The sequence below is a fragment of the Streptomyces atratus genome, from assembly GCF_900119365.1.
In the GTDB taxonomy this organism is placed as follows: domain Bacteria; phylum Actinomycetota; class Actinomycetes; order Streptomycetales; family Streptomycetaceae; genus Streptomyces; species Streptomyces atratus_B.
In genome coordinates this window covers 105,548-130,465 of the sequence record NZ_FPJO01000016.1, presented here as the reverse complement: position 1 = coordinate 130,465, position 24,918 = coordinate 105,548, and the positions used below count along the sequence as shown (strand labels likewise).

Here is a 24,918-nt window from a genome sequence, read left to right as displayed (position 1 = left end):
TCGTGCGGACGGGTCCGGCTTCCGCGCCGGGCAAGGTTTCTTTCTATCACCCGCCCCACGAACCCCAGCCGTCACACCTGACGCACCGTAACGGTCAGGCGTCCTCGGCCAGTTCCAGCCAGCGCATCTCCAACTCGTCCCGTTCGCCGACCAGTTCGCGCAGCTCGGCGTCGAGCTTGGCCACCTTCTCGAAGTCCGTGGCGTGCTCCGCGATCTGTGCGTGCAGCGTGGTCTCGCGGGTGGAGATCTTGTCGAGCTGCCGCTCGACCTTCTGGAGCTCCTTCTTCGCCGCGCGGGCGGCCTGCGGGGAGAGGGCGGCGGCCGGTGCGGCCGTCTCCTTGGCCGGGGCGGGTGCGGCGGAGGGCGTGGCCGCCTCCTCCATCCGCTGCCTGCGCTCCAGGTACTCGTCGATCCCGCGCGGCAGCATCCGCAGGGTGCGGTCGCCGAGCAGCGCCATCACGCGGTCCGTGGTCCGCTCGATGAAGAACCGGTCGTGCGAGATCACGACCATCGATCCGGGCCAGCCGTCGAGGAGGTCCTCCAGCTGGGTCAGGGTCTCGATGTCGAGGTCGTTGGTGGGCTCGTCGAGGAAGAGGACGTTCGGCTCGTCCATCAGCAGGCGCAGGATCTGGAGCCGGCGCCGCTCACCGCCCGAGAGGTCGCCGACCGGGGTCCACTGCTTCTCCTTCGAGAAGCCGAACTGCTCGCAGAGCTGGCCCGCGGTCATCTCGCGGCCCTTGCCGAGGTCGACCCGGTCCCGTACCTGCTGCACCGCTTCGAGCACCCGCAGGTTCGGGTTCAGCTCGTGGACCTCCTGGGAGAGGTAGGCCAGCTTGACGGTCTTGCCGACGACTACCTTCCCGGCGGCGGGCTGTGCGTCGCCCTGGGTGCGGGCCGCCTCGGCGAGGGTCCGCAGCAGGGAGGTCTTGCCCGCGCCGTTGACCCCGACCAGGCCGATCCGGTCGCCGGGGCCGAGCTGCCAGGTGAGGTGGGTGAGCAGCGTCTTGGGGCCGGCCTGGACGGTCACGTCCTCCAGGTCGAAGACGGTCTTGCCGAGCCGGGCGTTGGCGAACTTCATCAGCTCGCTGGTGTCGCGCGGCGGCGGCACGTCGGCGATCAGTTCGTTGGCCGCCTCGATGCGGTAGCGCGGCTTGGAGGTGCGGGCGGGGGCGCCGCGGCGCAGCCAGGCCAGCTCCTTGCGCATCAGGTTCTGCCGCTTGACCTCCTCGGTCGCGGCGATCCGCTCCCGCTCGGCCCGTGCGAAGACGTAGTCGCTGTAGCCGCCCTCGTACTCGTGGACCGTGCCGCGCTGGACGTCCCACATGCGCGTGCAGACCTGGTCGAGGAACCAGCGGTCGTGGGTGACGCAGACGAGCGCGGAGCGGCGGGCCCGCAGATGGCGGGCCAGCCAGGAGATGCCCTCGACGTCGAGGTGGTTGGTCGGCTCGTCGAGCACGATGAGGTCCTGCTCGGCGATGAGCAGCTTGGCCAGCGCGATCCGGCGCCGCTCGCCGCCGGAGAGCGGGGCGATGACGGTGTCCAGGCCGTGCTCGAAGCCCGGCAGGGCGAGCCCGCCGAAGAGCCCGGTGAGCACATCGCGGATCTTGGCGCTGCCCGCCCACTCGTGGTCGGCGAGGTCGCCGATCACCTCGTGGCGGATGGTCGCCCGCGGGTCGAGCGAGTCGTGCTGGGTGAGGACGCCGAGCCGCAGCCCGCCGCTGTGGGTGACGCGTCCGCTGTCCGCCTCCTCCAGCCGGGCGAGCATCCGGATGAGCGTCGTCTTGCCGTCGCCGTTGCGACCCACTACACCGATCCGGTCTCCCTCGGACACCCCGAGGGACACTCCGTCGAGCAGGGCACGGGTGCCGTACACCTTGCTGACCTGCTCGACATTGACCAGATTGACGGCCATTTCACTCCTGCCCGGAAGGATCGATCGGCTTCCCAGGGTACGGGGCGGCAGCGGTGCGGTGCCCGCTCGCCCTTGCCGCCCCCGCGGTGGCGGGCGCCGTCAGACGAGCGAGGCGCCCGGTGCCGGGGAGACCGCGGTCCGCGCGTTCCTGCACGTGCCCGAGGTGAGCAGGGCCTCGGCCACCTTATGCGCCGACTCCGCGTCCGCCACCAGGAACGCGGTGGTCGGCCCGGAGCCCGAGACCAGGGCCGCCAGGGCACCTGCCGCGGTGCCCGCGGCGAGGGTGTCGGCGAGCGAGGGGCGCAGGGAGAGCGCGGCGGGCTGGAGGTCGTTGGAGAGCGCCCCGGCGAGCGCGGCGGTGTCGCCGGTGCGCAGGGCGTCGAGGAGCGCCGGGGAGGCTTCGGGCGCGGGGACGTCGGTGCCCGCCGTGAGCCGGTCGAACTCTCCGTAGACGGCCGGGGTGGAGAGCCCGCCGTCGGCGACCGCGAAGACCCAGTGGAAGGTGCCGCCGACGTCGATCGGGGTCAGCCGCTCCCCGCGTCCGGTGCCGAGGGCGGCGCCGCCGACGAGGCTGAACGGGACGTCGCTGCCCAGCTCCGCGCAGATGGCGAGGAGCTCGTCCCGGGTGGCGCCGGTGGACCAGAGGGCGTCGCAGGCCAGCAGCGCGGCCGCGCCGTCGGCGCTGCCGCCCGCCATGCCGCCCGCGACGGGGATGTCCTTGGCGATGTGGATGTGCACATCGGGTGCGATGCCGTGCCGCTCGGCCAGCGCGATCGCGGCGCGGGCGGCGAGGTTCGTCGCGTCCAGCGGGACCTGGGCGGCGTCGGGGCCCGAGCAGGTGATCCGCAGCCCGTCGGCGGGGGTGACGGTGACCTCGTCGTACAGGCCGACGGCGAGGAAGACATTGGCCAGGTCGTGGAAGCCGTCGGGGCGCGCGGCGCCGACCGCGAGCTGGACGTTGACCTTGGCGGGTACGCGGACGGTGACGCTCACTCGCCACTCCCGGAGGGCTCGTTCCCGGCAGCCACGGAGGGCTCGTTCTCCGCAGTCCCGGAGGGCTTGTGCTCGGCGATGGCGGCGAACTCCTCGACCGTCAGCGACTCGCCGCGGGCCTGCGGCGAGATCCCGGCCGCGACCAGGGCCGCCTCGGCGGCGGGCGCGGAGCCCGCCCAGCCGGCCAGGGCCGCCCGCAGGGTCTTGCGGCGCTGGGCGAAGGCCGCGTCGACGACCGCGAAGACCTCGGCCCGGCTCGCCTTCGTCGCGATCGGCTCGGTGCGCCGGACCAGGGACACCAGGCCGGAGTCGACGTTCGGGGCGGGCCAGAAGACGTTGCGGCCGATGGAGCCGGCCCGCTTGACGTCCGCGTACCAGTTGGCCTTCACCGACGGCACACCGTAGACCTTGTTGCCCGGCCGCGCGGCGAGCCGGTCGGCGACCTCGGCCTGGACCATGACGAGGGTGCGCTCGATGGAGGGGAAGCGCTCCAGCATGGTCAGCAGGACCGGCACGGCGACGTTGTACGGCAGGTTCGCGACGAGCGCGGTGGGTGCCGGGCCGGGCAGCTCCCGGACGAGCATCGCGTCGGAGTGCACCAGGGCGAACCGGTCGGCGCGCCCCGGCATCCGGGCGGCGACGGTGGCCGGGAGCGCGCCCGCCAGCACGTCGTCGATCTCGACGGCGACGACCCGGTCCGCGGCCTCCAGCAGCGCCAGGGTCAACGAGCCGAGCCCGGGGCCGACTTCGACGACGACGTCGTCCGGGCGGACCTCCGCCGTCCGTACGATCCGGCGGACCGTATTGGCGTCGATGACGAAGTTCTGGCCGCGCTGCTTGGTCGGGCGTACGCCCAGCGCGGCGGCCAGCTCGCGGATGTCTGCGGGGCCCAGGAGGGCATCGGGCTCAGTGGTGCTCACCTGTAAAGCGTAAGGGCCCTCGCGGTTCGTGCCCGCCGCCCGGCCGCTCAGTAGTCGAAGGCCCGTGCCGTGTTGTCCGCGATCGCCGCCGCCAGGGTGTCCTCGTCGATCCCCTTCACCTCGGCCATCGCACGCAGCGTGACGGGGACGAGGTAGGGCGCGTTGGGCCGCCCACGGTACGGCGCGGGCGTCAGGAACGGCGCGTCCGTCTCGACCAGGACCAGCTCCGTCGGGGCGACTGCCAGGGCGTCCCGCAGCGGCTGGGCGTTCTTGAAGGTGACGTTGCCCGCGAAGGACATGAAATACCCGGCGTCCGCGCAGATCCGGGCCATGTCGGCGTCGCCGGAGTAGCAGTGGAACACGGTCCGGTCGGGGGCGCCCGCGTCGGCGAGGACGCGCAGCACGTCCGCGTGTGCCTCGCGGTCGTGGATGACCAGCGCCTTGCCGTGCCGTTTGGCGATCTCGATGTGGGCCCGGAAGGACTCCTCCTGGGCGGCGATGCCCTCGGGGCCGGTACGGAAGAAGTCCAGCCCGGTCTCGCCGACGCCGCGTACGTGGTCGAGCGCGGCCAGCGCGTCGATCTCCGCGAGGGCCTCGTGCAGCGCCGCCCGGCCGCCCCCTTCGCGCGCCCCCTGGCGTGCGGTGCCGTCGGGGTCGCCGTGCACGATGCGCGGTGCCTCGTTGGGGTGCAGGGCGACCGCCGCGTGCACGTTCGCGTGCGCGGCGGCGGTCGCGGCGGCCCAGCGCGAGCCGGGCACGTCGCACCCCACCTGGATCACGGTGGTCACATTGACCGCCGCAGCCCGGGCCAGGCCCTCCTCGACGGTCGCGTCCTGCATGTCCAGGTGGGTGTGCGAATCGGCGACCGGTACCCGGAGGGGTTCGGGCAGCGGCGGGGCTTCGGTACGGCTCATGACGACGATCGTACGAGGACACGCCGGTGCGCCCCGCCCGCGGTGGAACCGGCGGGGCTACCTCCGGTGGAAGGGGTGCAGCAGGTCGGACAGGTGCCAGTGGTGTCCGGTGCCCGCGGGGGCGGCGGCCACGGCCTCGTCGTCCTGGATCGCCGGCCGTGCCGGCCGGGGGTTGCGGAGCAGCTGCTGGACGGTCGCGACCCGGCCGGCCCGCATGATCCGGACCACGTGTCCGCCGCAGTTCGCGCAGCTGGGCCTGGAAAGGGGGGAGGGAACCCGCTCCCCGTCCGCCTTGTATATGACGAAGGCGTTGTTGGAACCGTCGACGTGGTGCTCTATTTCGTATGCCTGCTCCCAGCCGTGTCCGCACCTCATGCAGGCGAAGGCGTATGCCTCGTGTGCGGTGGCTGCTGCGATCTCGCTCATGCCCGCTCCTTTGTCCGCCGGACAGGCACTCCGGGCAAGCGCTCCGGAGAATGCGTCCCTGATTCAGTGGACGCCTTTGCCGGCAGGAACGCATCGGGCCCTGTCGACTGTTGGAGCGCTTTTGGCCTGCGCGTGGCAGAAGGGCCCGGTACGCGGCTCTCGCTTTGCTTTCTACGCCAGTCCTTTGCCTTCCGCAGGACCGGTTCGCGCCGCGTTCTTTGCCGCCACGACCGCGTCGAACACCTCGCGCTTGGGCAGCCCCGCGTCGGCGGCCACGGCGGCGATCGCCTCCTTGCGCCGCTCCCCCGCCTCCTCGCGCACCCGCACCCTGCGCACCAGCTCCTCGGCGTCCAGTTCCTCGGGCCCGGATTCGGCCGCGCCCTCGACGACGACGGTGATCTCGCCGCGTACCCCTTCGGCCGCCCAGGCCGCCAGCTCGCCCAGCGCGCCGCGCTTCACTTCCTCGTACGTCTTGGTCAGCTCCCGGCACACGGCGGCCCTGCGGTCGGCGCCGAAGACCTCGGCCATCGCGGCCAGGGTGTCGTCGAGCCGGTGCGGGGCCTCGAAGAAGACCATGGTGCGGCGCTCGTCGGCCACCTCGCGCAGCCGGCCGAGCCGTTCGCCGGCCTTGCGGGGCAGGAAGCCCTCGAAGCAGAAGCGGTCGACCGGCAGCGCGGACAGCGCGAGCGCCGTCAGCACGGCGGACGGGCCGGGCACCGCGGTGACCTTGATGTCCTTCTCCACGGCGGCGGCCACCAACCGGTAGCCGGGGTCGGAGACGGACGGCATCCCGGCGTCCGTGACCAGCAGGACACGCGCGCCGCCGGTCAGTGCCTCGACGAGTTCGGGCGTACGGGCCGACTCATTGCCCTCGAAGTAGGAGACGACCCGCCCCGTGGTGTGGATGCCGAGCGCCTGGGTGAGGCGGCGCAGCCGCCGGGTGTCCTCGGCGGCGACGACGTCCGCCGTCTCCAGCTCGGCGGCGAGGCGCGGCGGGGCGTCCGCCACGTCGCCGATGGGGGTTCCTGCGAGTACCAGCGTTCCAGTCGTTCCAGTCACAAGAGCCATCCTCCCAGCACGGGCGGCAGCGTTCGCACAGATGCGTTCCCTACGATGGCGCGGTGACGAGTACTGCGCCCGAAGCCCGACAGGGCCAAGACGCCGGGGAACCGCACGGCGAAGAACTGACCTCCTGGCAGCGGCGGCTGCGCCGCTTCGGCCATTCGCCGCGGCCCGGGATCGGGCTGCGCGAGCGGCTTGTCCCGCCGTACACCCGGCCCGGCGCCCAGCTGTGGGCGGTGCTCGGGATCTCCCCGCCGATGGCCGAGCGGCTGGTGCGGTGGTCGGCCTGGGGCGGTCCGCTGCTGGTGGCGCTGGTCGCCGGAGTGCTGCGGTTCTGGAGTCTGGGCAGCCCGCACGCGCTGATATTCGACGAGACGTACTACGCCAAGGACTCCTGGGCCCTGATCAACCAGGGGTACGAGGGCGACTGGCCCAAGGACATCGACAAGCTGATCCTCGCGGACCCGTCGAAGGTGCAGGTCCCGGTGGACCCGGGCTATGTGGTGCACCCGCCGGTCGGCAAGTGGATCATCGGGCTCGGTGAGCACTTCTTCGGGTTCACGCCGTTCGGCTGGCGGTTCATGGTGGCGGTGCTCGGCACGCTGTCGGTGCTGATGCTGTGCCGGATCGGCCGGCGGCTGTTCCGCTCGACGTTCCTGGGCTGTCTGGCGGGCACCCTGCTCGCCGTGGACGGTCTGCACTTCGTGATGAGCCGCACCGCGCTGCTCGACCTGGTGCTGATGTTCTTCGTGCTGGCGGCGTTCGGCGCGCTCCTGATCGACCGCGACTGGGCGCGGCGCAAGTTCGCCGCGGCGCTGCCGGTCGACGAGGAGGGGGTGCTGCGCCCCGACGCGGAGATCGCGGAGAGGCTGCGGCTCGGCTGGCGTCCGTGGCGGATCACCGCGGGCCTGATGCTGGGGCTGGCCTTCGCCACCAAGTGGAACGGCCTGTACATCCTGGCCGCGTTCGGGCTGATGACGGTGGCGTGGGATGTGGGTGCGCGCCGGACCGCGGGTGCGGTCCGTCCGTATCTGGCGGTGCTGAAGCGGGATCTGCTGCCGGCCTTCGTCTCGACGGTCCCGGTCGCGATCCTCACGTACGTGGTCTCCTGGACCGGCTGGATCGTCACCGACAAGGGCTACTACCGCAACTGGGCGCAGACCGACGGCCGGGGCGGCAACTGGACGTGGCTGCCGGACTGGCTGCGCAGCCTGTGGCACTACGAGTACCAGGTCTACGAATTCCATGTGAACCTGACGTCCGGCCACACGTACCAGTCCAATCCCTGGAGCTGGATCGTGCTCGGCCGGCCCGTCTCGTACTTCTGGGAGGAAGAACCGGGCTGCAAGGCGTCGGAGACCGGCAAGTGCGCGCGCGAGGTGCTGGCGCTCGGGACGCCACTGCTGTGGTGGGCGGCGTGCTTCGCCCTGGTGTACGTGCTGTGGCGGTGGTTCTTCCGGCGCGACTGGCGGGCGGGTGCGATCGCCTGCGGTGTGGCGGCGGGCTGGCTGCCCTGGTTCTTCTACCAGGAGCGGACGATCTTCCTCTTCTACGCGGTCGTGTTCGTGCCGTTCCTGTGTCTGGCGGTGACGATGATGATCGGCGCGATGCTGGGCCCGGCGGCCGGGACGGGGGCGAAATACGAGCTGGGCCTGGTGACCGACGATCCCTCGGGTGAGCGCAGACGGACGCTGGGCGCGATCGCGGCGGGCGTCCTGGTCCTGCTGATCATCTGGAACTTCATTTATTTCTGGCCGATCTACACGGGCACACCGATCCCGGACGGGTCCTGGCGCGACCGGATGTGGCTGGACACCTGGATCTGACGGGAGCGCGTCGTCCGGGTGTGTCCGGATCGACGTGCTCACGCCACAGATATCGCGTTCCGATAACAACTGTCCCGGCCCTCACCACCGTCCCGTATGGTGCCCAGCAGCATCCCCTTGAACACGTTCAAGGGGGCTCCTGGGGAGGGGGACTGCAGGCATGCGCAGTGGAGCGAAGGTTGCGATAGTCGGCGGAGTGTTCGCGGTCGTGGTCGGCGGGGTGGGCTACGGGGCGTACAACATGCTGGACGGGCTGGGCGGCGGGGGCGGCGGCGGTACGGACAGCAAGTCCACCTCCGCCGAGGTGAAGACGGGCCCGGTCACCAAGGCGGAGATCGACGACGCGTCGAAGAAGTTCCTCAAGGCCTGGGCGAGCGGCGACCCGATCGCCGCGTCCCAGCTCACCAACAACGCGGCCGAGGCAGGACCGGCCCTCACCGGCTACCGCGAGAGCGCCCACGTCACCGAGGCGGTGATCACCCCGGGCCCCGCGGTCGGCTCGAAGGTGCCGTACACGGTGAAGGCGACCGTCTCCTTCGAGGGCAGGTCCAAGCCCTGGTCGTACTCCTCCGAGCTGACCGTGGTGCGCGGGCTGACCACCGGCAGGCCCCTGGTGGACTGGTCCCCCGCCATGATCCATCCGGACCTGACGGACGGCGCCTCGCTCAGGACGGGCGAGGCGGCGGCCCCGTCGATCGAGGCCGTCGACCACAACGGCAAGGTTCTCACCAAGGAGAAGTACCCCTCGCTGGGCTCGATCCTGGACGCCCTGCGCGAGAAGTACGGCCAGAAGGCCGGCGGCACCGCGGACATCGAGACCTGGATCGAGAACGCGGACGCGGGCAGCCCGGACAAGACCCTGCTGACCCTCACCAAGGGCAGGCCGGGCAGGCTGCGGACCACCCTGGACGCCAACGCCCAGGCGGCGGCCGAGGTGGCCGTGAAGAAGTTCAGCCAGGCCTCGGTGGTGGCGGTCCAGCCGTCCACCGGCGCGATCCGCGCCGTCGCCAACAATCCGGCCACCGGCTTCAACGCGGCGATGCAGGGCAAGCAGGCGCCCGGTTCCACGATGAAGATCGTGACGGCGGCGATGCTGATCGAGAAGGGCCTGACCGCGGCCGACCGGAAGACCGAGTGCCCGCCGACCGCGACGTACTACGGCCGCACCTTCAAGAACCTGGACGACTTCTCCATTCCCGACGGCACCCTGACGGCCAGCTTCGCCCGGTCCTGCAACACGGCCTTCATCAAGCTGATCGACGACACCAAGGACGACGCGGCGCTCGCCAAGGAGGCCCGCGAGGTCTTCGGGATCGGCCTGGACTGGCAGACCGGCGTCGTCTCCTTCGACGGCAGTGTGCCCGAGGAGACCCAGGGCGAGGCGGCCGCGCAGTACATCGGCCAGGGCACGGTCCAGATGAACGCCCTCAACATGGCCTCCATCACCGCCACCGCGAAGACCGGCACCTTCCGCCAGCCGATCCTCGTGGACCGGGCCCTCGACGGCCGGCCGATCGCCACCGCCTCCCGTTCACTGCCCGGGTACGTCTCCCAGCAGCTCACCAACATGATGCGCCAGACGGCCAGTTGGGGCACCGGCAAGGCCGCCATGGCCTCGGTCGGCGGCGACAAGGGCGCCAAGACGGGCTCGGCGGAGGTGGACGGCCAGGCCACGTCCAACAGCTGGTTCACCGGCTTCAGCAACGACCTGGCCGCCGCCGCGGTGGTCCAGTCCGGCGGCCACGGCGGCGACGCGGCGGGCCCGGTGGCCGCGGCGGTCCTTCGCGCGGGGTCGTGAGATGACTACTGCCGGGCCCGGGGGGTCGCGCACGTTCGTTCTCGGAATGTGCGCGTCCGTGGGCGGCATCGCGGGTGCTGTCAGGGGCGCGGCGGACGGTATGGGGCTTCTCGAAGTCCTCGGGGTGCTGGCCATAGGGGTGTTCGGGGTGCTGCTGACCGTCCGCTGCGTGGTGAATTACTCCAAGGAGCAGTGACAGCCGCCCCGCACGCGTGGAACCCCGTCGCTTGCCCCGTGCGAAGTTCGCTAGCGTGCGGGGCATGAGCACTTCCGATGCCACCGCTGCCGCCGAAGCCCACCCCCGATTCGCCGAGGCCCTGCGGGAGCTGGGACTCGATGCCGAGGTCCGCCGCTTCCCCGAGGCTACCCGTACCGCCGCCGAGGCCGCTGCCGCGATCGGCTGTGCGCTCAGCGAGATCGTCAAGTCGCTGATCTTCGAGGCCGACGGGGCCCCGGTGCTGGTCCTGATGGACGGCTCCTCGCGGGTCGACGTGGAGCGGGTACGCGCGGAGCTGGGCGCCGGGAAGGTCAAGCGGGCCGGGGCCGAGCTGGTCCGGGAGACGACCGGGTACGCGATCGGTGGCGTACCGCCCTTCGGGCACCGTACGAAGACCCGGGTGCTGGCCGACCGGGGGCTGCTGGACCACGACGTGGTGTGGGCGGCGGCGGGCACCCCGCACACCGTCTTCCCGCTCGACCCCAAGTCGCTGATCGGGCACGCCGGCGGCAGCGTGGTGGATGTGCGCGAGCAGTCGAATTGACACCGCTGGTCGCGTTCGCGGTCCTGATCGCGGCCGTCACGCATGCCAGTTGGAACGCGATCGCGCATCCCAACACTGCTGGTTGCCAGTTCAGAGCATACGCGCACGTCAGAGAACACAGAAGCCCCGCCCGGCAGTTGAGCCGGAGGGGGCTTTTCCTCCTGCGGGCGGGTCAGTCGTCGTACGCCTCGCCAGAGAAGATGTCGCGCACCAAGGCAGCGATCACGTCCCGCCGTTCCCGGTCACCCGTGGTGGCCTCGGGGTAGTCGGCGGGTAGATAGCAGCCCTGCGGTAAAGCTCAAGCACAGTCTTGCTCGTTTCAATCGCAGTGAACTGAAACGTCATTTCGGACGATCTGATGACCTTCCGAACGGCCTGCCCGCCCTGCCACCCCTTGATTTCAGTGGAGTCTGCTGAGTTGGATTCAGTAATTCCAGCATCAGAGATCCATCCGATATCAGCCATGAAGGCCGGCCACTCGGACATTGAGTCGATCGCCCCCTTTGCGCTCGGCGGACCGACATAGGCGGCTCGAAAAGCGCCACGCGCGCAGCGCTGGCATTAAGAAGCACCTTTATCCCATTTCGTAACAATTGACATAGTTGACTTGCGATCAAGTTCGCGAAATCCTTGGCCTATGGACCAGGGAATTTCGGCGGCACTCGGGGCACTTGCTGGAGCATCCGGCGCTCTCGGAGCCGCGTGGGCAACTGCTCGAACTCAGATGAATTCTGCAAAAATCGCAGCGCAGGCAGAACACAAGAGACAGCGCATGGAATCGCGCCTTATATCTTATAAAGAATTCATCAGCGCTTACGATGAGTTCACAAGCATTACGGCGCCGCTAATATATGTCACAGACGGGCCGCAACGCGAGTTGTTCTCCGAAGATGTAGAGAGCTCCGCAGGTGAGGCGTTGGAACGTCTCAAGGCGGCATATCTGGACGTCTCTCTGGCCGGGCCCGAAAAGTGCCTCGGATAAGGCAGATGCCCTTATCTCGGTTGCCAGAGTTGCGTTAAGCCAGGTGCATTATATCTGCCATACATACAGATAGTTCGGCGACGAAGAGGCAGTGCGAGAGTTGACGCAAGTACACTGGGAATCTCTTTTTGAGATACTCAATATTGGGTCAATACGCGACTTCACCAATATTGCACAAGCTGTGTTGGATGAGGATGGCACTCAGCTAGCGAGGAGCTAGAAAGGATTCCCGCGCATATGAACCTCAAAGGCGACCGCGTACCGGGGCTGCCCGGACTCCGAATCCGGAAGCCACTGCGGGCCCCCGACTTCCGACACCCAGTAGACGGCCACCCCGCCCCGGATTCCGGAGATTGCGTGAACCAGCGTGCGCACCAAGGCGCATAGGTCGTGGGCCCCGGACTCGGTTTCCGCCCATGCGTGGAAATCCAGGCTGGCGTGAGGGCGGGAGGAGCGGTCGGTCATGCCCGCCTCGCCGAATCGGCGGTAGCGGGCGGCCCACCGCTGGGCCGGGGTCGCGAGACCTGGAAGCGTTCGGCGGCTCGCGGCAGGGGCCAGTTGAGCATTCTGGACCGCATCCCGCTGCTTCCCGCCGAGGGAAACAGCTACACCTACAACGAGGAAGCGACACTTCCTGGTGCTGCCTTCCGTGGCGTGAGCGAGGGCTACACCGAGAGTACTGGAACGGTTAACCAGAAGTCCGAGAGTCTTGTAATTCTCATTGGTGACGCGGACCGCAAATGCTATCACACCCTTGTCGCATCTATCGGAAGATGGGACGCACATGGAAGTTGCGTGAGAAGGTAGGGGCGTGGATGATTTCACTGAAGCCGATGAGTATATCGCGTGGGCAACTCAAGAACTTGCCCGAAACGGAAATCCGAAGATTTGTATGACCGAGAGCGCCCCGGCTCGCAAAACCATCTCCGAGTATGGAGATATTCTAGAATCCGCCATGGATGAGAAGCCGCTCCAAGAGTTCTTTACCGCACACCCGGAGATGCTTGCGCATCAACTCGGCCCCCAATGCCGGTGGGTAATCCCCAAGCCTCAACTGGGAGGCAAGTATGAGCCAGACTTCATGGCCGCACGAGTTAACAGCGGCGGCCTGAGATGGTTTGGTATCGAACTAGAGACTCCTCGAATCGAAAGACTCTTCACGCTGAAGCATGGCACAGAGTCGGAGAAACTAAGGGAAGGGCTTCAGCAGGTCAAAGACTGGCGTCACTGGATCAGGCATAATATGCAAACTGCCCAAAATGGCCCGCATGTTGGAGGGGTCGGGCTGGTTGGCATCACTGATCAGTTCGAAGGTCTTGTCCTAATTGGCCGACGCCGCAATGCAACCAAAGATGACCAGCGTCGTCGGCAGCAGATCCACTGGGACCAGCGCACCGACATCCATTCTTACGATTGGATCACGGAGCAGGCGAACGGGTTGGTAGCCCTGAGTGGAAATCGGCAAGCCGACGGGTGCTATGAGTGCGACGTGTACGGGCGCTGAGGGCTGTCCCGTAAATGATCTACAGCCTGGTCCGGGGACGGGCGGCGGTCAGGTCGGCCCGTCGCCTATCCGGCGAGCATGAGGTTGTGCATCCGGGCGATGCCGCTCATCGCATGGTGGACGCCGTTGCCGCGTAGGCGGCAGTCGCGCAAGATCTTCCAGCACTTCATCCGCGCGAAGACGTGCTCGACGCGGGCCCTTACTTGCTTGTGGCTCTTGTTGTGGGCCTGCTTCCAGTCGGGGAGTTCCTCGTCTTTGCTGCGGCGGCGGTGCGGGATGACCAGACCGGTGCCGCGGTAGCCGCCGTCGGCGATCGTGGTGGTGTTGCCGACGGCGACCTCGGCACCGGACTCGGCCCAGGCCCGACAGCCGTTGCGGTTGCCCGGCAGCGGGCGGCCGACTACGACGATCAGGCGCGTGTCGGCGTCGATCACGACCTGGTGGTTGGTGGAGTAGCGGTAGTTCTTCGACTGCTCGGCGACCTTGTGGTCGCGAGTGGGCACCAGCGTGCCGTCCACGATCAGCACCGCGTCTTTGGCGAACCGCTTGCGCGGCTTGAGCGCGAGCCTGGGGCCCAGGTGGGAGATCACCCGGTCGGCGGCTGATTTCGACGCCCGGGCAGCGGGGCCAGTTGGCGTAGCGTCAGGTCGGTTCGCCAGCAGGCGGCGACCAGCAGAACTCGATCTTCCAGCGAAAGCTTCCACGGCCGGCCCTTGCTCGCCTGATTCTCGTCTTCGCGGCACAGTGGGGTCGCCAGCTGGGCAAACACGCGCGGACTCAGACCAGTGAAGGGGGCTATCCAGGAGGGCTCCGACGCCGTGATCACACCAGTCGTGCGGCAGATCATTTCAGTTGCCGACACTCCTCCTTACGGCTGATTCTGGGCGCGCGTCGAGCAAGGAGGAACAGGATGGGGCTCGCACTCTTCCCCGGAGATGACGACGTGAGCAGCCCGGACATCTCCTGGTCCTACAGCGGGTTCGCCCCGTTCAGGGCGTGGTTGGCACAGTCCGAGGGGTTCACCCTCGCCGAGATGCACGGCTTCGGCGGAGACCGCCCGTGGAGCAGCGTTTCCACCACGCTGGCACCGCTTCTCGATCACCCGGACGACGACGGGCCCGACCTCACGCCGACTCATTGCGCCGCCATGCTGCCCCGCCTGGAGGCAATCGTCGGCCGGTGGCGGCGCGATGACAGCGATCCTGTTCTCCAACGGCGCATCGACGACACCCGCCAGCTGATCGTCGTCATGAGGCTCTGCCTGGACAAGGACATCGAGCTCATCTTCGGCTGACCATCGCTACAGATAGCCCCCGGCAACGGTGACCAGCAGTTGCGGGACATCCCTTAGCCAGTAAGAAGCTGCGCCCGCAGCGTGTTTACCGCGTCCTGTAGCGGGAGCACGGTCACCAGCTCGGAGCGCGGGGAAGCGTGCAGCCGGGAACGGTTGGGGAGTTCGACCAGCGGTACGGCCCCAAGCGGATTCTCAACAGTCAACCTGCCTTTGGGTTTGAACTCCGCTGCGACGGGCCCCGACGATCGAGCGCGTTCTCGGACGGCAGTTCTCACCACAGGGGATGCTGCACGGGGCGGGGTCGTCGGGGCACGGGACGTCACCTCCCGACAGGCATATGTCAGTTTGACGAAAAAGGGACACCAGCGGGACCCCATGCGGGCTGTTGACCCTGGTTGAGCGCGGGCCGTTCGATGGGGCGTGCGGCAGCGAGAGGCAGCAGGGAAGCAACAGTTGGGTCGATGCGCCCGGATGCTTCTCCGTGCTGTGCTGAGCAGACGGCCCGAGTCCGGCGGAACTGAGAGGCATCAACCTTGTAGACGTCACTCTATGCAATCGCAGTGATGCGATGTGCTCATCGTAGGTCAGCGAGATACCCGCTTTGCCGATCGCGCCTTCTCACACTCTCGGCCCGGATATCGCGATCAATCACAGCGAGACCGGTTCCGCGACGAACCCACCACACCATTGGATACAGCCATGCCCAAAAAGAAGACGCCCCCACCCTTGCCAACTCTTGAACTCCGTTACCGCGGACTGCACTTAACCGTTGAACACATGCCCCGATGGCTCGTCGCAGCGCTGGCCACGGTTGCAGGCAGTGTGTTCGCCGCATGGATTACGTCCCGTTAGGCGGCAACACAACGCCACAGGCAGTTAGCTCGGGGCAGCCGGGGACTGACGCATGTGTCGATGCCGTCACGTGTCCACTCCAGAACTGTTGGAACGAAGTGTTGGGACACGCGATCAAGGACCAGCTCCTCACCTTCACTCTGATCTCTGGGGGCGGGCTGCTGATCAGCGCGGCCGGCGCCTGCTTCGTACCGTCCCCGGCTGCCGGGGCCTGGCCGCATCTACTGGTCTCGGCCGGGCTCCATGTGGCGTACATGCTGCTGCTGATGCGCTCGTTCACCGTTCCTAGCCAGTGCGCATAAGTGAGTCCTGGACCCACTCATGTGTACTGGGCGCATCCCGAACGGTGTTGGATGCACTCGGTCGCCGCTTTCTCGTCCCGTTCGGCGGCACGCCTCTTGGGGCGTGGTCCGTGGCGGGTGGGCGGGTTCCGTCGCGTCCCCGGATACCTGGTCCGGCCTGGGCGGTCCGATGCCCGTGCACATCGCTCTGGTGTGCGCGGGGCGGTGCCGTCCGACGCCGGATCGGGTGTCCGAGGGCGCGTCGTCCGATCGCGATACCGGCGGCATCGTGACGGGACATCCTGCGGTGCGGGGTGACCAGTGGCTTCTGCCAGTGCTGGGCACCCCACATGCTGGTGTAGGCGGGATCGACTGCGACAATCGCAAGGCCGTGTTCGGCGGCCATGGAGACCAGCCGGGCCCTGAGCTTCCCGGTCGGGATGCCGGAGATGAGCTGCCGGAACCGTTTCCGGCGGCCGTGCTTCTCCCGGGTCTTCTCGGCAGTGAAGTCGAGATCCTCGATGGCGATCGCGCTCGCACCGGTCTGTTTGGCCCAGTGCAGGAGCCGGGTCAGGGCGTGGCGGATCTGGGCGTCGCGGTGCGTGGCGGTACCGGACAGGTCGTAGAAGAAGCGGTGGGGCTCGCCCGTGGGGTTGCCGTGGGGGTCGAGGTGGTAGGCGGCGAGGTGGTCGGCGTTCGTGTCGACACCGACCATGCCCCGGGCCTGGGCGGTCTCAAGCGGGACCGTCTGGACGGCGGGGCGCCGCCAGGACGCGGTGAGGTACCAGCGGCCACGGTCCACATCGCGGTGGATGCGGTAGGCGACGGCCCGGTTCGCGGCGATCCGGTCGGCCCACTCCACCCCGCGGTGCGCGAACGCGACGGTGGAGGCGAGGGTGTACCGGCCGTGCCTGGCATTGGCCAGGTGGGCCAGCGGGGCGGGCAGCTTGATCGACACTTCGCCGGTGTCGGTCAAGCGGATCGTCTCGTTCCCGAACCGCTTCCCCGACTCGCCGTCCGCCGCCAGGAACCAGCGCTCCGCCTCCCAGCGTTCCCGCCACTGCTCCTCGGTGAGGTGGGCCTGGGCGAGGTGGTGGCGGGTGTTGAGGAGACGCTTGCCGCCCCGTACGACCCGGACCCGTCCGGTCTGCCGGTCACGGACCGCCGAACTGTGGCGGGCTTCCAGGGCTTTGAGGCGGCGGGACTTGTGGAACCACTCACCCCGGGAGCGGAAGCCGCCAGGGGCGCGCTTCGTCCCGGGCGCGCCGATGGGGAGGGACAGGCGGTGCCGCAGGGTCCTGATCCCGGCTTCGAGCGTCTGGATGTGGGCGGTCTGGCAGCGGCGGGCGAGTGCCCACTGGTCGTGTGTGGCCTTGGTGATCGCACCCGCGATCCGCGACGACGACGCCCCGGTCAATCCCCGCTTCCGCGACGCCCAGGACTCCGCACCGTGCTCCAGACCATCCGCGCAACGGGCCTTCAGATCACGCGAAGCCAGACGCCCCTGATGCTCGCCCACCAGACGCAGAACCTTCTCGTCCTGGGGCGTGAGGTGCTTGAGACGGTCCCGGACCGCCACCCCGCACGGCCCAGGCACCACGAACGGCGCCGCCAACTCCCGCACACCACCCACCACAACACCCCCTCCCTCGAAGCCGGACAGCCACCACCCAGTCCAACGAGCACCAAGCAGCCAAGGTCACCCATTCGGCACCAGAACTACCGTTCCCACCCCGCGAAGCCGCCGACCGGACTCACTCCAGCTCACCAAAACTCGCTCCAGCTCACCAAACCGACAGCAGCTCACAACCCTGGGCGACTTCGGGCAGATGTATCCGATCGCCCGAGGTACGGCCCCGCTGGTGGTGACGGTCCTCGCCGCGGTCTTCGTCGGCGAGCACCCGGACGGCTGGGCCACGGCCGGGGTCGCGGTGGCCTCGGCGGGGCTCGTCGGGCTCGCCCTCTGGGGCATCCGGGGTTCCGGCAGGCGTCCGGACTGGCCTGCGCTGCTGGCCGCCCTCGCGACCGGTCTGGCCATCGCCGTGTACGCCACGGTGGACGGCGTCGGGGTGCGCGCCTCGGGCACCTCGCTCGGTTACGTCGCCTGGCTGATGATCCTGGAGGGGCTTGCCATCCCGGCCTACGCGCTGTACCGGCACCGGGCCGAACTCGTCGAGCGGCTGAGGCCGTTCGCCGCCCGCGGGCTGCTGGGCGCGGCCCTGTCGGTGACGGCGTACGGACTCGTCCTGTGGGCCCAGACGCGGGCGGCGCTGGCCCCGATCGCGGCGCTGCGCGAGTCGTCCATCATCGTCGGCGCGGCCATAGGGACGCTGTTCTTCAAGGAGCGGTTCGGCGCACCGCGCATCGCAGCGGCCGGGCTGACGGTCGTCGGCATCGGGCTGATGCTGCACACGAGTTGAGCACGGCTCCAGCAGCAGTACCCCGCGAATGAACGTGACACATCGTGGGTCGATCGTCACGCTCTAATCGGGGTGTACGGAGAGGGTGTACGTGCAGTCGGTGTCGGGGACGACGACGAGCAGTGGGTTGCCGCTCTTGATGTGCGCCTGGGCCGCGCGCTGGCCCTGCCGGTCCTCGTACCAGGCACGGAGCTCGGCGGGGCGGTCGGGCATGGAGCCGACCGGCAGCCGCCCCATGGGCTGCACCCACGCCGAACCCTCCAGGTCCGATCGCAGGCCGAAGCCAAGGCCGAAGGCGGAGGCGGAGGCGGAGGCGGAGGCGGGATCAGCGTCCGAGTCGGGATCGGCGTCGGAGTCGGGATCGGCGTCGGAGTCGGAGTCGGCGTCTATCCGGTCCGCGATCCACAACGCCTGACCGCCCAGCCACCGCAGCGCCAGCACCGGGGAGGCGGTCCGGAACGTGCCCAGCACGTGCCTCGCCATCTCTCCCGTGCCCCCGAAGAATTCCACCGCCAGCGCCTCGCACCGGTAACCCCCCTGCGGCGCCGCCCCGTTCACAGCCCACCCCGGCTGCTCCGCAGATTCCGCAACGCGTTTTCCACGCTCAGCCGCTCGGCCGGAGTCAGCGCCCGGACCCACTCGGGCTCCGCCTCCCACTCCACACCACCACCGACCGGCCGCAACGACCAGTACGGACCGGCAACCCCGCGGAACTCGCCCACCCGGTCGCCATGGCCGGTATCCCGGAAAAGCGTTCCGGGCGAGGGGACTTGAAGGGGTTCGCGACGAGTCAGGGCACCGTCGTCTTCGGGCACGTCAACTCCGCTCCGTAGCCATTCCACTACCAGGAGGCTTCAGCGTGGCCTAGGGTCGAGACATCTTCAACGTTTCGCAATCGGAGGGCACGTTGGTAAACGTCAAGCAGTTGAACCCCGAGGCAAGCCCGCGAGCGGCCTACGGCGCCCGCTTACGCAGCTCCCGTGAATTGCGCGGCTGGACGCAGGATGAGCTGGCTGACCTGGCGGGGTACTCGGGCAGGCACATCTCGGCCATCGAAACCGGCCGCAAACCGCCAACGCTCCGCTTTTCGCGGAGCGTGGATACTGTCTTCGGATTCACCAGCACTGCCGAATCGTTCGAACGCGCGTGGGCAGAGCTCCGGAACGGCAGTCTGCTGGAAGGCTTCCCGGAGTACCTGGGGCAGGAGAGCCGCGCGGCTGAGATCCGGATGTTCGACGTTGGGGTGATTCCGGGGCTGCTTCAGACGCCGGAGTACGCGACGGCCATCGAAGAGGGGCATGCGAAGCGGGGCACGATCACCCCGGATCAAGCATCGGAGCGGGTCGAGGCGCTGATAGAGCGCCAGGCGGCCATGGTACGTCGCATCCCGCCCATGCTGATCGTGGTGCTGGACGAGAGCTGCATCCGTCGTGTGATCGGAGGGGCAGCGGTCATGGAACGCCAGATGGCCCATCTGATCGAGTGCGCCGAGAGGCCGGACACTGTGCTTCAAGTGGCCCCTTACTCCATGGGTGAGCGCCGCCCGTTCAACCGGCTGGTGAACCTCCTGACCCTGCCCGACCGCTCGGTGATGTCCTACGTGGAGTCTGAAACCAATGGGTACTTGGACAGAGAATTGACGTCCGTGCTGCCGCTGGTGAGGTACTACCATCAGCTTCAGGCCGAGGCGCTCTCCCAAGCGGTGTCCGTGGCCATGTTCGACGAAGTGCGAAAGGGAAGCCCCTGATGACTGATTCCCCCTCCCTCCTCTGGGTCAAGTCTTCGTACAGCGGCAGCGGCGGTTCCTGCGTCGAGTGGGCCCCGCTCAGTGCACTCGACACCGGCATCGTCCCCGTCCGCGACTCCAAGAACCCGGGCGGCCCCGTGCTGCACGCCTCCCCCGCCTCCTTCGCCGCCTTCGTGGCGGGCGTCAAGGCCGGGGAGTTCGGCGCCGTCTGACCTGGACCGACCCCACACCGCCCCGCCGTGCCACGCACGGCGGGGCGGTCGGGCGTCCGGCCGCCGCGCCGGCCGACCTGCTGGAGTTCGCCACCGCAGGGCGGGAGTCGGCGGCGGGCAGCTCGCGGGCCGACGCGGCGGAAACCGATGCTCCGGGTCTCGCCGCGCTCAGCTCGCCGGGACCGCCGCCAGGCGGGCCGGCGGTTCCTCGGTGGCCGGGGCCGCCGGGGCCGTCGGCCTGGCGGCCGGGCGCAGGAGCACGGCGCAGGCGAGGGCGGCCAGCAGGGCGAGCGAGGCCGAGACGGTCAGGCACAGCCGCATGCCGTCGAGGAAGGAGTCGCCCAGGGCGGTCAGGGCCGGACCGGTGGCGGCGTCCAGGTCGAGCCCGGCCACGGCGCCGAGTCCCTGCTCGCGGGCGGTGTCGAGGACGCGGGCACCGGCCTCGGCGGGCACCCCCGCGTCGGCGAGGCGGCCGGGCAGCGCGTCGAGGGCCCGGGTGGTCAGCAGGGCGCCGAGCACGGCGGGGCCGAGGGCTCCACCGACCTGGCGGAAGGCGTTGTTCCCGGCGGCGGCCATCCCGGCCAGGTGGTACGGGACGGAGGACACCGCGGAGGCGGTCATCGGGGTGAGTACGGCGCCCATGCCGAGGCCCAGCAGGGCCAGCCGCCAGACGATCGAGCCGTAGGAGGTGTGGGCGTCGACGCCGGTCAGCGAGAGCATCGCGCCCGCCGCGACGACCAGGCCCGTGGTGATCAGGACCCGGGCGGAGACCCGGTGCATCAGGCGTCCGATGGGCGCGCCGACGACGAGGGCCACCCCGGACACCGTCACCATCCGCAGCGCCGCCTCGATCGTGGTCAGGTGCTGGACCATGCCGAAGTAGAGACTCAGCACGAAGAAGAAGCCGATCAGCCCGAGGAAGCTGATCATGGCGACCAGGGCGGTGGCGGTGAAGGCCGGGCTGCGGAACAGCGCCAGGTCGAGCATCGGGCTCGCGCTGCGGCGCTCCACGGCGACGAACACGGCGGCGGACACCGCGCCGAGCACCAGGGCCGTCACCACGGCGGGCTCACCGAAGCCGTCCGCGCCGCCCTCGATGACGCCGTAGACGACCGCGGTGACCGCGACGGCCGCACTGATCTGTCCGGGCCAGTCGAGCCGGCGGCCGTGCGGGGCGCGCGAGTCGGGCAGCAGGAACGCCGCGACAACCAGCACGATCAGGGAGACCGGCACGGGCAGGAGGAAGATCCAGCGCCACGCGACGTGCTCCAGCAGCGCACCCGCGATCAGCGGGCCCACGGCGAGCGAGGCCATCAGGGACATGGCCCACAGGCCGATGAACCTGCCCCGTTCCCGGTGGTCGGGGACCGCGTGGCTGATCAGGGCCAGCGTCGTGGGCAGCAGCGCCGCCGCCCCCAGCCCGGAGACGGCCTGCCCTGCCCACAGGGCCTGCACCGAGTCCGAGGACAGCGAGATCGCCGCGCCCAGCGCACAGAAGGCCATGCCCGCCTGGAAGACCCGCTTGCGGCCGTGGACGTCGCCCCACACCCCGGTGGCCAGGATCAGCGCGGCCATCGGCAGCACGAAGGCGTCCGAGACCCAGGACAGCTGGGACGTGGAGGCGCCCAGAGCCCGCTGGACGGCCGGCAGGCTCACCGACACGGTGGTCACGGGGAGGTAGGCGACGAAGACGCCCAGGCAGGCCATGACGAGCGTGACGCCCCGCCCTGATCTGTCCTGTGTCGTTGCGGAATTCACGAAGAGGTTCCTTCTGCTGCGGGGGTGGGTGCCGCGCGGGCACCGGTTGCGATGTGAGCACCGCCGTCCGGCGTGCGCCCGCTCCCGGGCGCACCGGCGTACCACCGCGTTCCGCGCGGTCCGCCGGATCACCCGCAAAGCCGCCGACCAGCTTCGCCCCGACTGTCGATGAATCCCCAAGCGATCCCTGCGAACGTCATGGAACCTCCGGATGGAGCGCCGCCCATGTGACCATTCATCCATGCCTGACGATCTGGACCGCAAAATCATCCATGGACTGAACTGCTCGCCGCGGGTCTCCTTCCGCCGCCTCAGCGAGGTCGTCGGGGTGTCCGAGCAGACCGTGGCGCGCCGCTACAGCGCCCTGCGCCGCGGCGGCGTCGTCCGCGTCGTCGGGCTGAGCAGCCCCGCCGCCCACGGCCGGTCCGAGTGGATCGCGCGGCTGCGCTGCCGCCCGGACGCCGTGGGGCCGCTCGCGGATTCCCTGGCCCGCAGGCCGGAGGTCGCGTACACGAGCATCGCGTCGGGCGGTTCGGAGATCATCTGCATCATCCGTTCGCCCGCCGGGACCGTCGGCGACGACGTGCTGCTGCGGCAGCTTCCCCGGGCGGCCTCGGTCCTCGACCTGAACGTCGATCTTCTCGTCCACGCCTTCGGTTCCCCGGACACGGCCGGCTGGACCGGGCGGGAGGGCTCGCTCACCGAGGAGCAGGTGCGGCTGCTGACCGCGGAGCGCCCCATCCCCGCCGGGCCCCCGCTCACCCCGACCGAGGAGGACCGCCCGCTCCTCGAAGCGCTGGCGGAGGACGGCCGCGCCTCCCACACCCGGCTCGCGGAGGCCACCGGCTGGTCCAAGCCGCGCGTGGCCCGTCGGCTGGAGGCCCTCGAAGCGACCGGCTCGCTGGTCTACGACATCGACGCCGTGCCCGAACGCCTCGGCTACGAGCTCAACGCCACCCTCTGGCTCCAGGTCGACCTGCCTCGGCTCCAGGAGATCGGCGAGGAGCTCAGCGGGCACGACGAGTGCGCCTTCGCCGCCGCCATCAGCGGCAAGCACAACATCATGGCCGTGGTCATCTGCAAGGACACCCCGGACTTCTACCGCTACCTCAGCGGCCGCTTCGCCCGTACCGAGGGCATCAGGGGCTATGAGATCAGTGTGCGCGTGCGCCGCCTCAAGCAGGCCGCCTCCCTCATCCTCAACGGGCGGCTCATCCACCCCGCGCTCGCCTGACCCGGGCGCGGGGCGGACCCGGCCCGCATCGGTCAGGCCCCCGAAACCGCGTCCCGGAAGCCGTAGTTGACCGCCGTCAGCCCGCCGTCCACGCGCAGCGTCGTCCCCGTGATCCAGGCCGCGTCGCGCGAGGCGAGGAAGACGACGGCGGAGGCGATGTCCTCCGGCTCGCCGACCCGGCCGAGCGGGTAGAGGGCGCTCACCCGGGACAGTTCGGCGTCCCGGCCCGCCCAGGCGTCCGTGCGGATCGTGCCGGGCGCGACCAGGTTGACGCGTACGCCGCGCGGTCCCGCGTGTCCCGCGAGGGTGCGGGTGAGGCTGGCCAGGCCCGCCTTGGCGGCGCTGTAGCCGTGGTTGCCGAAGTCCTGTTCGCCGTTGACCGAGCCGATGTTGACGATCGCGCCCCGGCCGGAGGCCACCAGGTGCGGGAGGGCGGCGCGGGCGCAGCGGTAGGGGCCGGTGAGGGTGACGTCCAGGTCGCGCTGCCAGGCCTCGTCGGGCTCGTCCTCGAAGAGCGGGACGTCCCTGGTGCAGGCGTACGCGTTGTTGACCAGGACGTCGAGGGAGCCGAAGGCGGCGACCGCGTGGGCCACCGCCGCCTCGACGGCCGCCCGGTCGGCCACGTCGCAGGGCAGCGCCTCGGCGGCCCCGCCCGTCTCGCGTATCGCCGCGGCGGCCTTCTCGGCGCGGGCCCCGTCCAGGTCGGTGACCAGGACGCGGGCGCCCTCCGAGGCCAGCCGGCGGGCCGTGGCCGCGCCGATGCCCTGGCCCGCTCCGGTGATGAGCACGCCGTATCCGTCGAACCGTGAACCAGCAGAGCGATGAGGAGTCATAGCGCCGACCGTACTGCCCTGACCAGGGCCTGGGCACGGGGATCGGCGGTGACTCCCTTCTGCAGACCGTTCGTCACATAGCCGAACGCGACGCCGGATTCGGGATCGGCGAAGCCGAGCGAGCCGCCCCGGCCGGGGTGGCCGAACGAGCCGCGGGCGAGCAGCGGGGCCGCCGGGCCGTGCAGCATGTAGCCCAGGCCGAACCGGGTGTTGACGACCAGGACCCGGTCCGGGCCCGCCGACTCCTCGGTGCGGGCGAGGGTGAGGGTGGCCGGGGCGAACAGGCGGTGCCCGTCGACCGGGCCGATCATCGCGGCGTAGCAGCGGGCCAGCGCGCGGGCGGTGGCGATGCCGTTGGAGGCGGGGAGTTCGGCCGCGCGGTAGCCGGGGTCGTTCTCGTCGGGGAGCGGGTCGATGGCGCCGAAGGCGCGGCGGGTGAGGGACTTCGGGTCGCGGTACGCCTCGGTGACGGACCGCTTGGGCCGCACCCGCAGGGTGCCGCCGTTGCCCGGGACCGCGGGCGGTTCGACGGGCCCGATGCGGCCGACCCGGTGCGCCTCGTCCGCCGGGAGGCCGAACCAGAAGTCCAGGCCGAGCGGGCGGGCGATCTCCTCGGCGATCCAGCGGCCGACGGTGCGGCCGGTGACCCGGCGCACCAGTTCGCCGATGAGCCAGCTGTAGGTCTGGGCGTGGTAGCCGTGGTCGGTGCCGGGTTCCCACTGGGGCCGCTGGGCGGCGACGGCCTGCGGGCCACAGATCCCGTCGGCCGCCTCGGAGGGGGTCAGCGGGCAGTCGAGCGCGGGGAGCCCGGCCCGGTGGGACAGGAGGTGCCGGACGAGCACGCGTTCCTTGCCGGCCGCCTTGAACTCGGGCCAGTACGTGCCGACCGGGGCGTCGAGGTCGACCTGGCCGCGCTGGTGCAGCAGCAGCGGTACGGCGGCGGCGATGCCCTTGCCCGCCGAGCGGACGATCTGCACCGTGTCCACGGCCCATGGTTCGGTGCCGTCGACGTCTCTCGTACCGGCCCAGACGTCGACGACCTTCTGCCCGTCCCGGTAGACCGTGACGGCCGCGCCGCGTTCGCCGCGCTGCTCGAAGTTACGGATGAAGGCATCCCTGACCGGTTCGAATCCGGCCGCCACCGTGCCCCGTACGTCCACGCCTGCTCCTGCGCTCCCGCTCATCCCCC

The 24,918-nt window shown here is 69.8% G+C and carries 21 protein-coding genes and 4 pseudogenes; 11 read left to right on the top strand and 14 right to left on the bottom strand.

Features of this window, described 5'->3' with window-relative positions; genetic code table 11:
* Nucleotides 1-94 precede the first annotated feature (94 nt).
* The 6 genes from BT364_RS24740 to rsmI all read right to left on the bottom strand — a co-directional run bounded on the left by BT364_RS24740 (nt 95) and on the right by rsmI (nt 6,233).
* The gene (locus tag BT364_RS24740) at nt 95-1,912 is read right to left on the bottom strand and encodes an ABC-F family ATP-binding cassette domain-containing protein (protein ID WP_072487434.1); all 1,818 of its coding nucleotides are present in this window, start codon (nt 1,910-1,912) and stop codon (nt 95-97) included.
* A gap of 99 nt (nt 1,913-2,011) precedes the next feature.
* Nucleotides 2,012-2,905 (bottom strand): 4-(cytidine 5'-diphospho)-2-C-methyl-D-erythritol kinase, encoded by an 894-nt coding sequence (locus BT364_RS24735; RefSeq protein ID WP_072487433.1) that lies wholly within the window; start codon nt 2,903-2,905, stop codon nt 2,012-2,014.
* Nucleotides 2,902-3,825: a 16S rRNA (adenine(1518)-N(6)/adenine(1519)-N(6))-dimethyltransferase RsmA gene (rsmA, locus tag BT364_RS24730; protein WP_072487432.1), complete on the bottom strand. Its 924-nt coding sequence runs from the start codon at nt 3,823-3,825 to the stop codon at nt 2,902-2,904. The genes BT364_RS24735 and rsmA overlap by 4 nt, the downstream gene beginning before the upstream one ends.
* 47 nt (nt 3,826-3,872) lie before the next feature.
* Nucleotides 3,873-4,739 (bottom strand): TatD family hydrolase, encoded by an 867-nt coding sequence (locus BT364_RS24725; protein ID WP_072487431.1) that lies wholly within the window; start codon nt 4,737-4,739, stop codon nt 3,873-3,875.
* 57 nt (nt 4,740-4,796) lie between these two features.
* A complete protein-coding gene (locus tag BT364_RS24720) occupies nt 4,797-5,165 on the bottom strand; it encodes a hypothetical protein (RefSeq protein ID WP_072487430.1) in 369 nt (122 codons plus the stop codon).
* Nucleotides 5,166-5,336: 171 nt separating this feature from the next.
* Nucleotides 5,337-6,233: a 16S rRNA (cytidine(1402)-2'-O)-methyltransferase gene (gene rsmI, locus BT364_RS24715; RefSeq protein WP_072487429.1), complete on the bottom strand. Its 897-nt coding sequence runs from the start codon at nt 6,231-6,233 to the stop codon at nt 5,337-5,339.
* Nucleotides 6,234-6,286: 53 nt separating this feature from the next.
* Here rsmI and BT364_RS24710 point away from each other — a divergent pair, with 53 nt between their 5' ends.
* The 4 genes from BT364_RS24710 (at nt 6,287) to BT364_RS24695 (ending at nt 10,612) form a co-directional block, all read left to right on the top strand.
* Nucleotides 6,287-8,053, top strand: coding sequence for a dolichyl-phosphate-mannose--protein mannosyltransferase (locus tag BT364_RS24710; protein ID WP_072487428.1), 1,767 nt, complete (start codon nt 6,287-6,289; stop codon nt 8,051-8,053).
* 160 nt (nt 8,054-8,213) lie between these two features.
* Nucleotides 8,214-9,851 (top strand): penicillin-binding transpeptidase domain-containing protein, encoded by a 1,638-nt coding sequence (locus BT364_RS24705; protein WP_072487427.1) that lies wholly within the window; start codon nt 8,214-8,216, stop codon nt 9,849-9,851.
* A gap of 58 nt (nt 9,852-9,909) precedes the next feature.
* Complete coding sequence (locus tag BT364_RS41670) at nt 9,910-10,047, top strand: hypothetical protein (RefSeq protein WP_177328216.1); 138 nt, start codon at nt 9,910-9,912, stop codon at nt 10,045-10,047.
* 64 nt (nt 10,048-10,111) lie between these two features.
* Nucleotides 10,112-10,612, top strand: coding sequence for a YbaK/EbsC family protein (locus tag BT364_RS24695; protein ID WP_072487479.1), 501 nt, complete (start codon nt 10,112-10,114; stop codon nt 10,610-10,612).
* A 1,414-nt stretch (nt 10,613-12,026) separates the two neighbouring features.
* Here the strand turns inward: BT364_RS24695 and BT364_RS40305 are convergent.
* Nucleotides 12,027-12,151 (bottom strand): annotated as a pseudogene (locus tag BT364_RS40305) (helix-turn-helix domain-containing protein); the annotation flags it as partial.
* A gap of 254 nt (nt 12,152-12,405) precedes the next feature.
* Here BT364_RS40305 and BT364_RS24680 point away from each other — a divergent pair.
* Complete coding sequence (locus tag BT364_RS24680; protein ID WP_143166541.1) at nt 12,406-13,098, top strand: Shedu anti-phage system protein SduA domain-containing protein; 693 nt, start codon at nt 12,406-12,408, stop codon at nt 13,096-13,098.
* A 65-nt stretch (nt 13,099-13,163) separates the two neighbouring features.
* Here the strand turns inward: BT364_RS24680 and BT364_RS24675 are convergent.
* Nucleotides 13,164-13,945, bottom strand: a pseudogene (locus tag BT364_RS24675) (transposase).
* 63 nt (nt 13,946-14,008) lie between these two features.
* Between BT364_RS24675 and BT364_RS24670 the strand changes: the two are divergent.
* Both BT364_RS24670 and BT364_RS24665 read left to right on the top strand, forming a co-directional pair.
* Nucleotides 14,009-14,392, top strand: coding sequence for a hypothetical protein (locus BT364_RS24670; protein WP_072487424.1), 384 nt, complete (start codon nt 14,009-14,011; stop codon nt 14,390-14,392).
* 950 nt (nt 14,393-15,342) lie between these two features.
* Nucleotides 15,343-15,528 (top strand): annotated as a pseudogene (locus BT364_RS24665) (EamA family transporter); the annotation flags it as partial.
* Nucleotide 15,529: 1 nt separating this feature from the next.
* On the opposite strand, the gene BT364_RS24660 reads toward BT364_RS24665, so the two are convergent.
* Entirely contained in the window at nt 15,530-17,158 is a 1,629-nt protein-coding gene (locus BT364_RS24660; RefSeq protein WP_177328215.1) for a transposase, read from the bottom strand.
* Nucleotides 17,159-17,333: 175 nt separating this feature from the next.
* Between BT364_RS24660 and BT364_RS24655 the strand changes: the two are divergent.
* Nucleotides 17,334-17,945 (top strand): annotated as a pseudogene (locus tag BT364_RS24655) (EamA family transporter); the annotation flags it as partial.
* Between the two features lie 63 nt (nt 17,946-18,008).
* Here the strand turns inward: BT364_RS24655 and BT364_RS24650 are convergent.
* Nucleotides 18,009-18,428 carry a hypothetical protein gene (locus BT364_RS24650; protein WP_143166540.1) on the bottom strand — a complete coding sequence of 140 codons (420 nt, stop codon included), beginning with the start codon at nt 18,426-18,428 and terminating at the stop codon, nt 18,009-18,011.
* 71 nt (nt 18,429-18,499) lie between these two features.
* Nucleotides 18,500-18,760 carry a hypothetical protein gene (locus BT364_RS43230; protein WP_072487420.1) on the bottom strand — a complete coding sequence of 87 codons (261 nt, stop codon included), beginning with the start codon at nt 18,758-18,760 and terminating at the stop codon, nt 18,500-18,502.
* A 92-nt stretch (nt 18,761-18,852) separates the two neighbouring features.
* Here BT364_RS43230 and BT364_RS24640 point away from each other — a divergent pair, with 92 nt between their 5' ends.
* Together BT364_RS24640 and BT364_RS24635 are read left to right on the top strand one after the other, a co-directional pair.
* Nucleotides 18,853-19,692, top strand: coding sequence for a helix-turn-helix domain-containing protein (locus BT364_RS24640; protein ID WP_072487419.1), 840 nt, complete (start codon nt 18,853-18,855; stop codon nt 19,690-19,692).
* Nucleotides 19,689-19,904 (top strand): DUF397 domain-containing protein, encoded by a 216-nt coding sequence (locus tag BT364_RS24635; protein WP_072487418.1) that lies wholly within the window; start codon nt 19,689-19,691, stop codon nt 19,902-19,904. The genes BT364_RS24640 and BT364_RS24635 overlap by 4 nt, the downstream gene beginning before the upstream one ends.
* A gap of 168 nt (nt 19,905-20,072) precedes the next feature.
* On the opposite strand, the gene BT364_RS24630 is transcribed toward BT364_RS24635, so the two are convergent.
* Entirely contained in the window at nt 20,073-21,611 is a 1,539-nt protein-coding gene (locus tag BT364_RS24630) for an MFS transporter (protein ID WP_072487417.1), read from the bottom strand.
* A 292-nt stretch (nt 21,612-21,903) separates the two neighbouring features.
* On the opposite strand from BT364_RS24630, the gene BT364_RS24625 reads away from it, so the two are divergent.
* The gene (locus tag BT364_RS24625) at nt 21,904-22,896 is read left to right on the top strand and encodes an Lrp/AsnC family transcriptional regulator (protein WP_072487416.1); all 993 of its coding nucleotides are present in this window, start codon (nt 21,904-21,906) and stop codon (nt 22,894-22,896) included.
* 32 nt (nt 22,897-22,928) lie between these two features.
* Here BT364_RS24625 and BT364_RS24620 read toward each other — a convergent pair whose 3' ends face one another.
* Together BT364_RS24620 and BT364_RS24615 are read right to left on the bottom strand one after the other, a co-directional pair.
* Complete coding sequence (locus BT364_RS24620) at nt 22,929-23,729, bottom strand: SDR family NAD(P)-dependent oxidoreductase (RefSeq protein ID WP_072487415.1); 801 nt, start codon at nt 23,727-23,729, stop codon at nt 22,929-22,931.
* Nucleotides 23,726-24,889, bottom strand: a complete 1,164-nt coding sequence (locus BT364_RS24615) for a serine hydrolase domain-containing protein (protein WP_072487414.1) — start codon at nt 24,887-24,889, stop codon at nt 23,726-23,728. Before BT364_RS24615 ends, BT364_RS24620 begins: the two co-directional genes overlap by 4 nt.
* Between the last annotated feature and the right edge of the window lie 29 nt (nt 24,890-24,918).

Excerpts from the sequence above, each read along its gene's own strand:
- BT364_RS24740 (WP_072487434.1), bottom strand. The coding sequence starts at position 1,912 with ATGGCCGTCAATCTGGTCAATGTCGAGCAGGTCAGCAAGGTGTACGGC.
- BT364_RS24725 (WP_072487431.1), bottom strand. The coding sequence starts at position 4,739 with ATGAGCCGTACCGAAGCCCCGCCGCTGCCCGAACCCCTCCGGGTACCG.
- BT364_RS24720 (WP_072487430.1), bottom strand. The coding sequence starts at position 5,165 with ATGAGCGAGATCGCAGCAGCCACCGCACACGAGGCATACGCCTTCGCC.
- rsmI (WP_072487429.1), bottom strand. The coding sequence starts at position 6,233 with ATGGCTCTTGTGACTGGAACGACTGGAACGCTGGTACTCGCAGGAACC.
- BT364_RS24705 (WP_072487427.1), top strand. The coding sequence starts at position 8,214 with ATGCGCAGTGGAGCGAAGGTTGCGATAGTCGGCGGAGTGTTCGCGGTC.
- BT364_RS24695 (WP_072487479.1), top strand. The coding sequence starts at position 10,112 with ATGAGCACTTCCGATGCCACCGCTGCCGCCGAAGCCCACCCCCGATTC.
- BT364_RS24670 (WP_072487424.1), top strand. The coding sequence starts at position 14,009 with ATGGGGCTCGCACTCTTCCCCGGAGATGACGACGTGAGCAGCCCGGAC.
- BT364_RS24650 (WP_143166540.1), bottom strand. The coding sequence starts at position 18,428 with ATGGCGAGGCACGTGCTGGGCACGTTCCGGACCGCCTCCCCGGTGCTG.
- BT364_RS24630 (WP_072487417.1), bottom strand. The coding sequence starts at position 21,611 with ATGGCCTGCCTGGGCGTCTTCGTCGCCTACCTCCCCGTGACCACCGTG.
- BT364_RS24625 (WP_072487416.1), top strand. The coding sequence starts at position 21,904 with ATGCCTGACGATCTGGACCGCAAAATCATCCATGGACTGAACTGCTCG.
- BT364_RS24620 (WP_072487415.1), bottom strand. The coding sequence starts at position 23,729 with ATGACTCCTCATCGCTCTGCTGGTTCACGGTTCGACGGATACGGCGTG.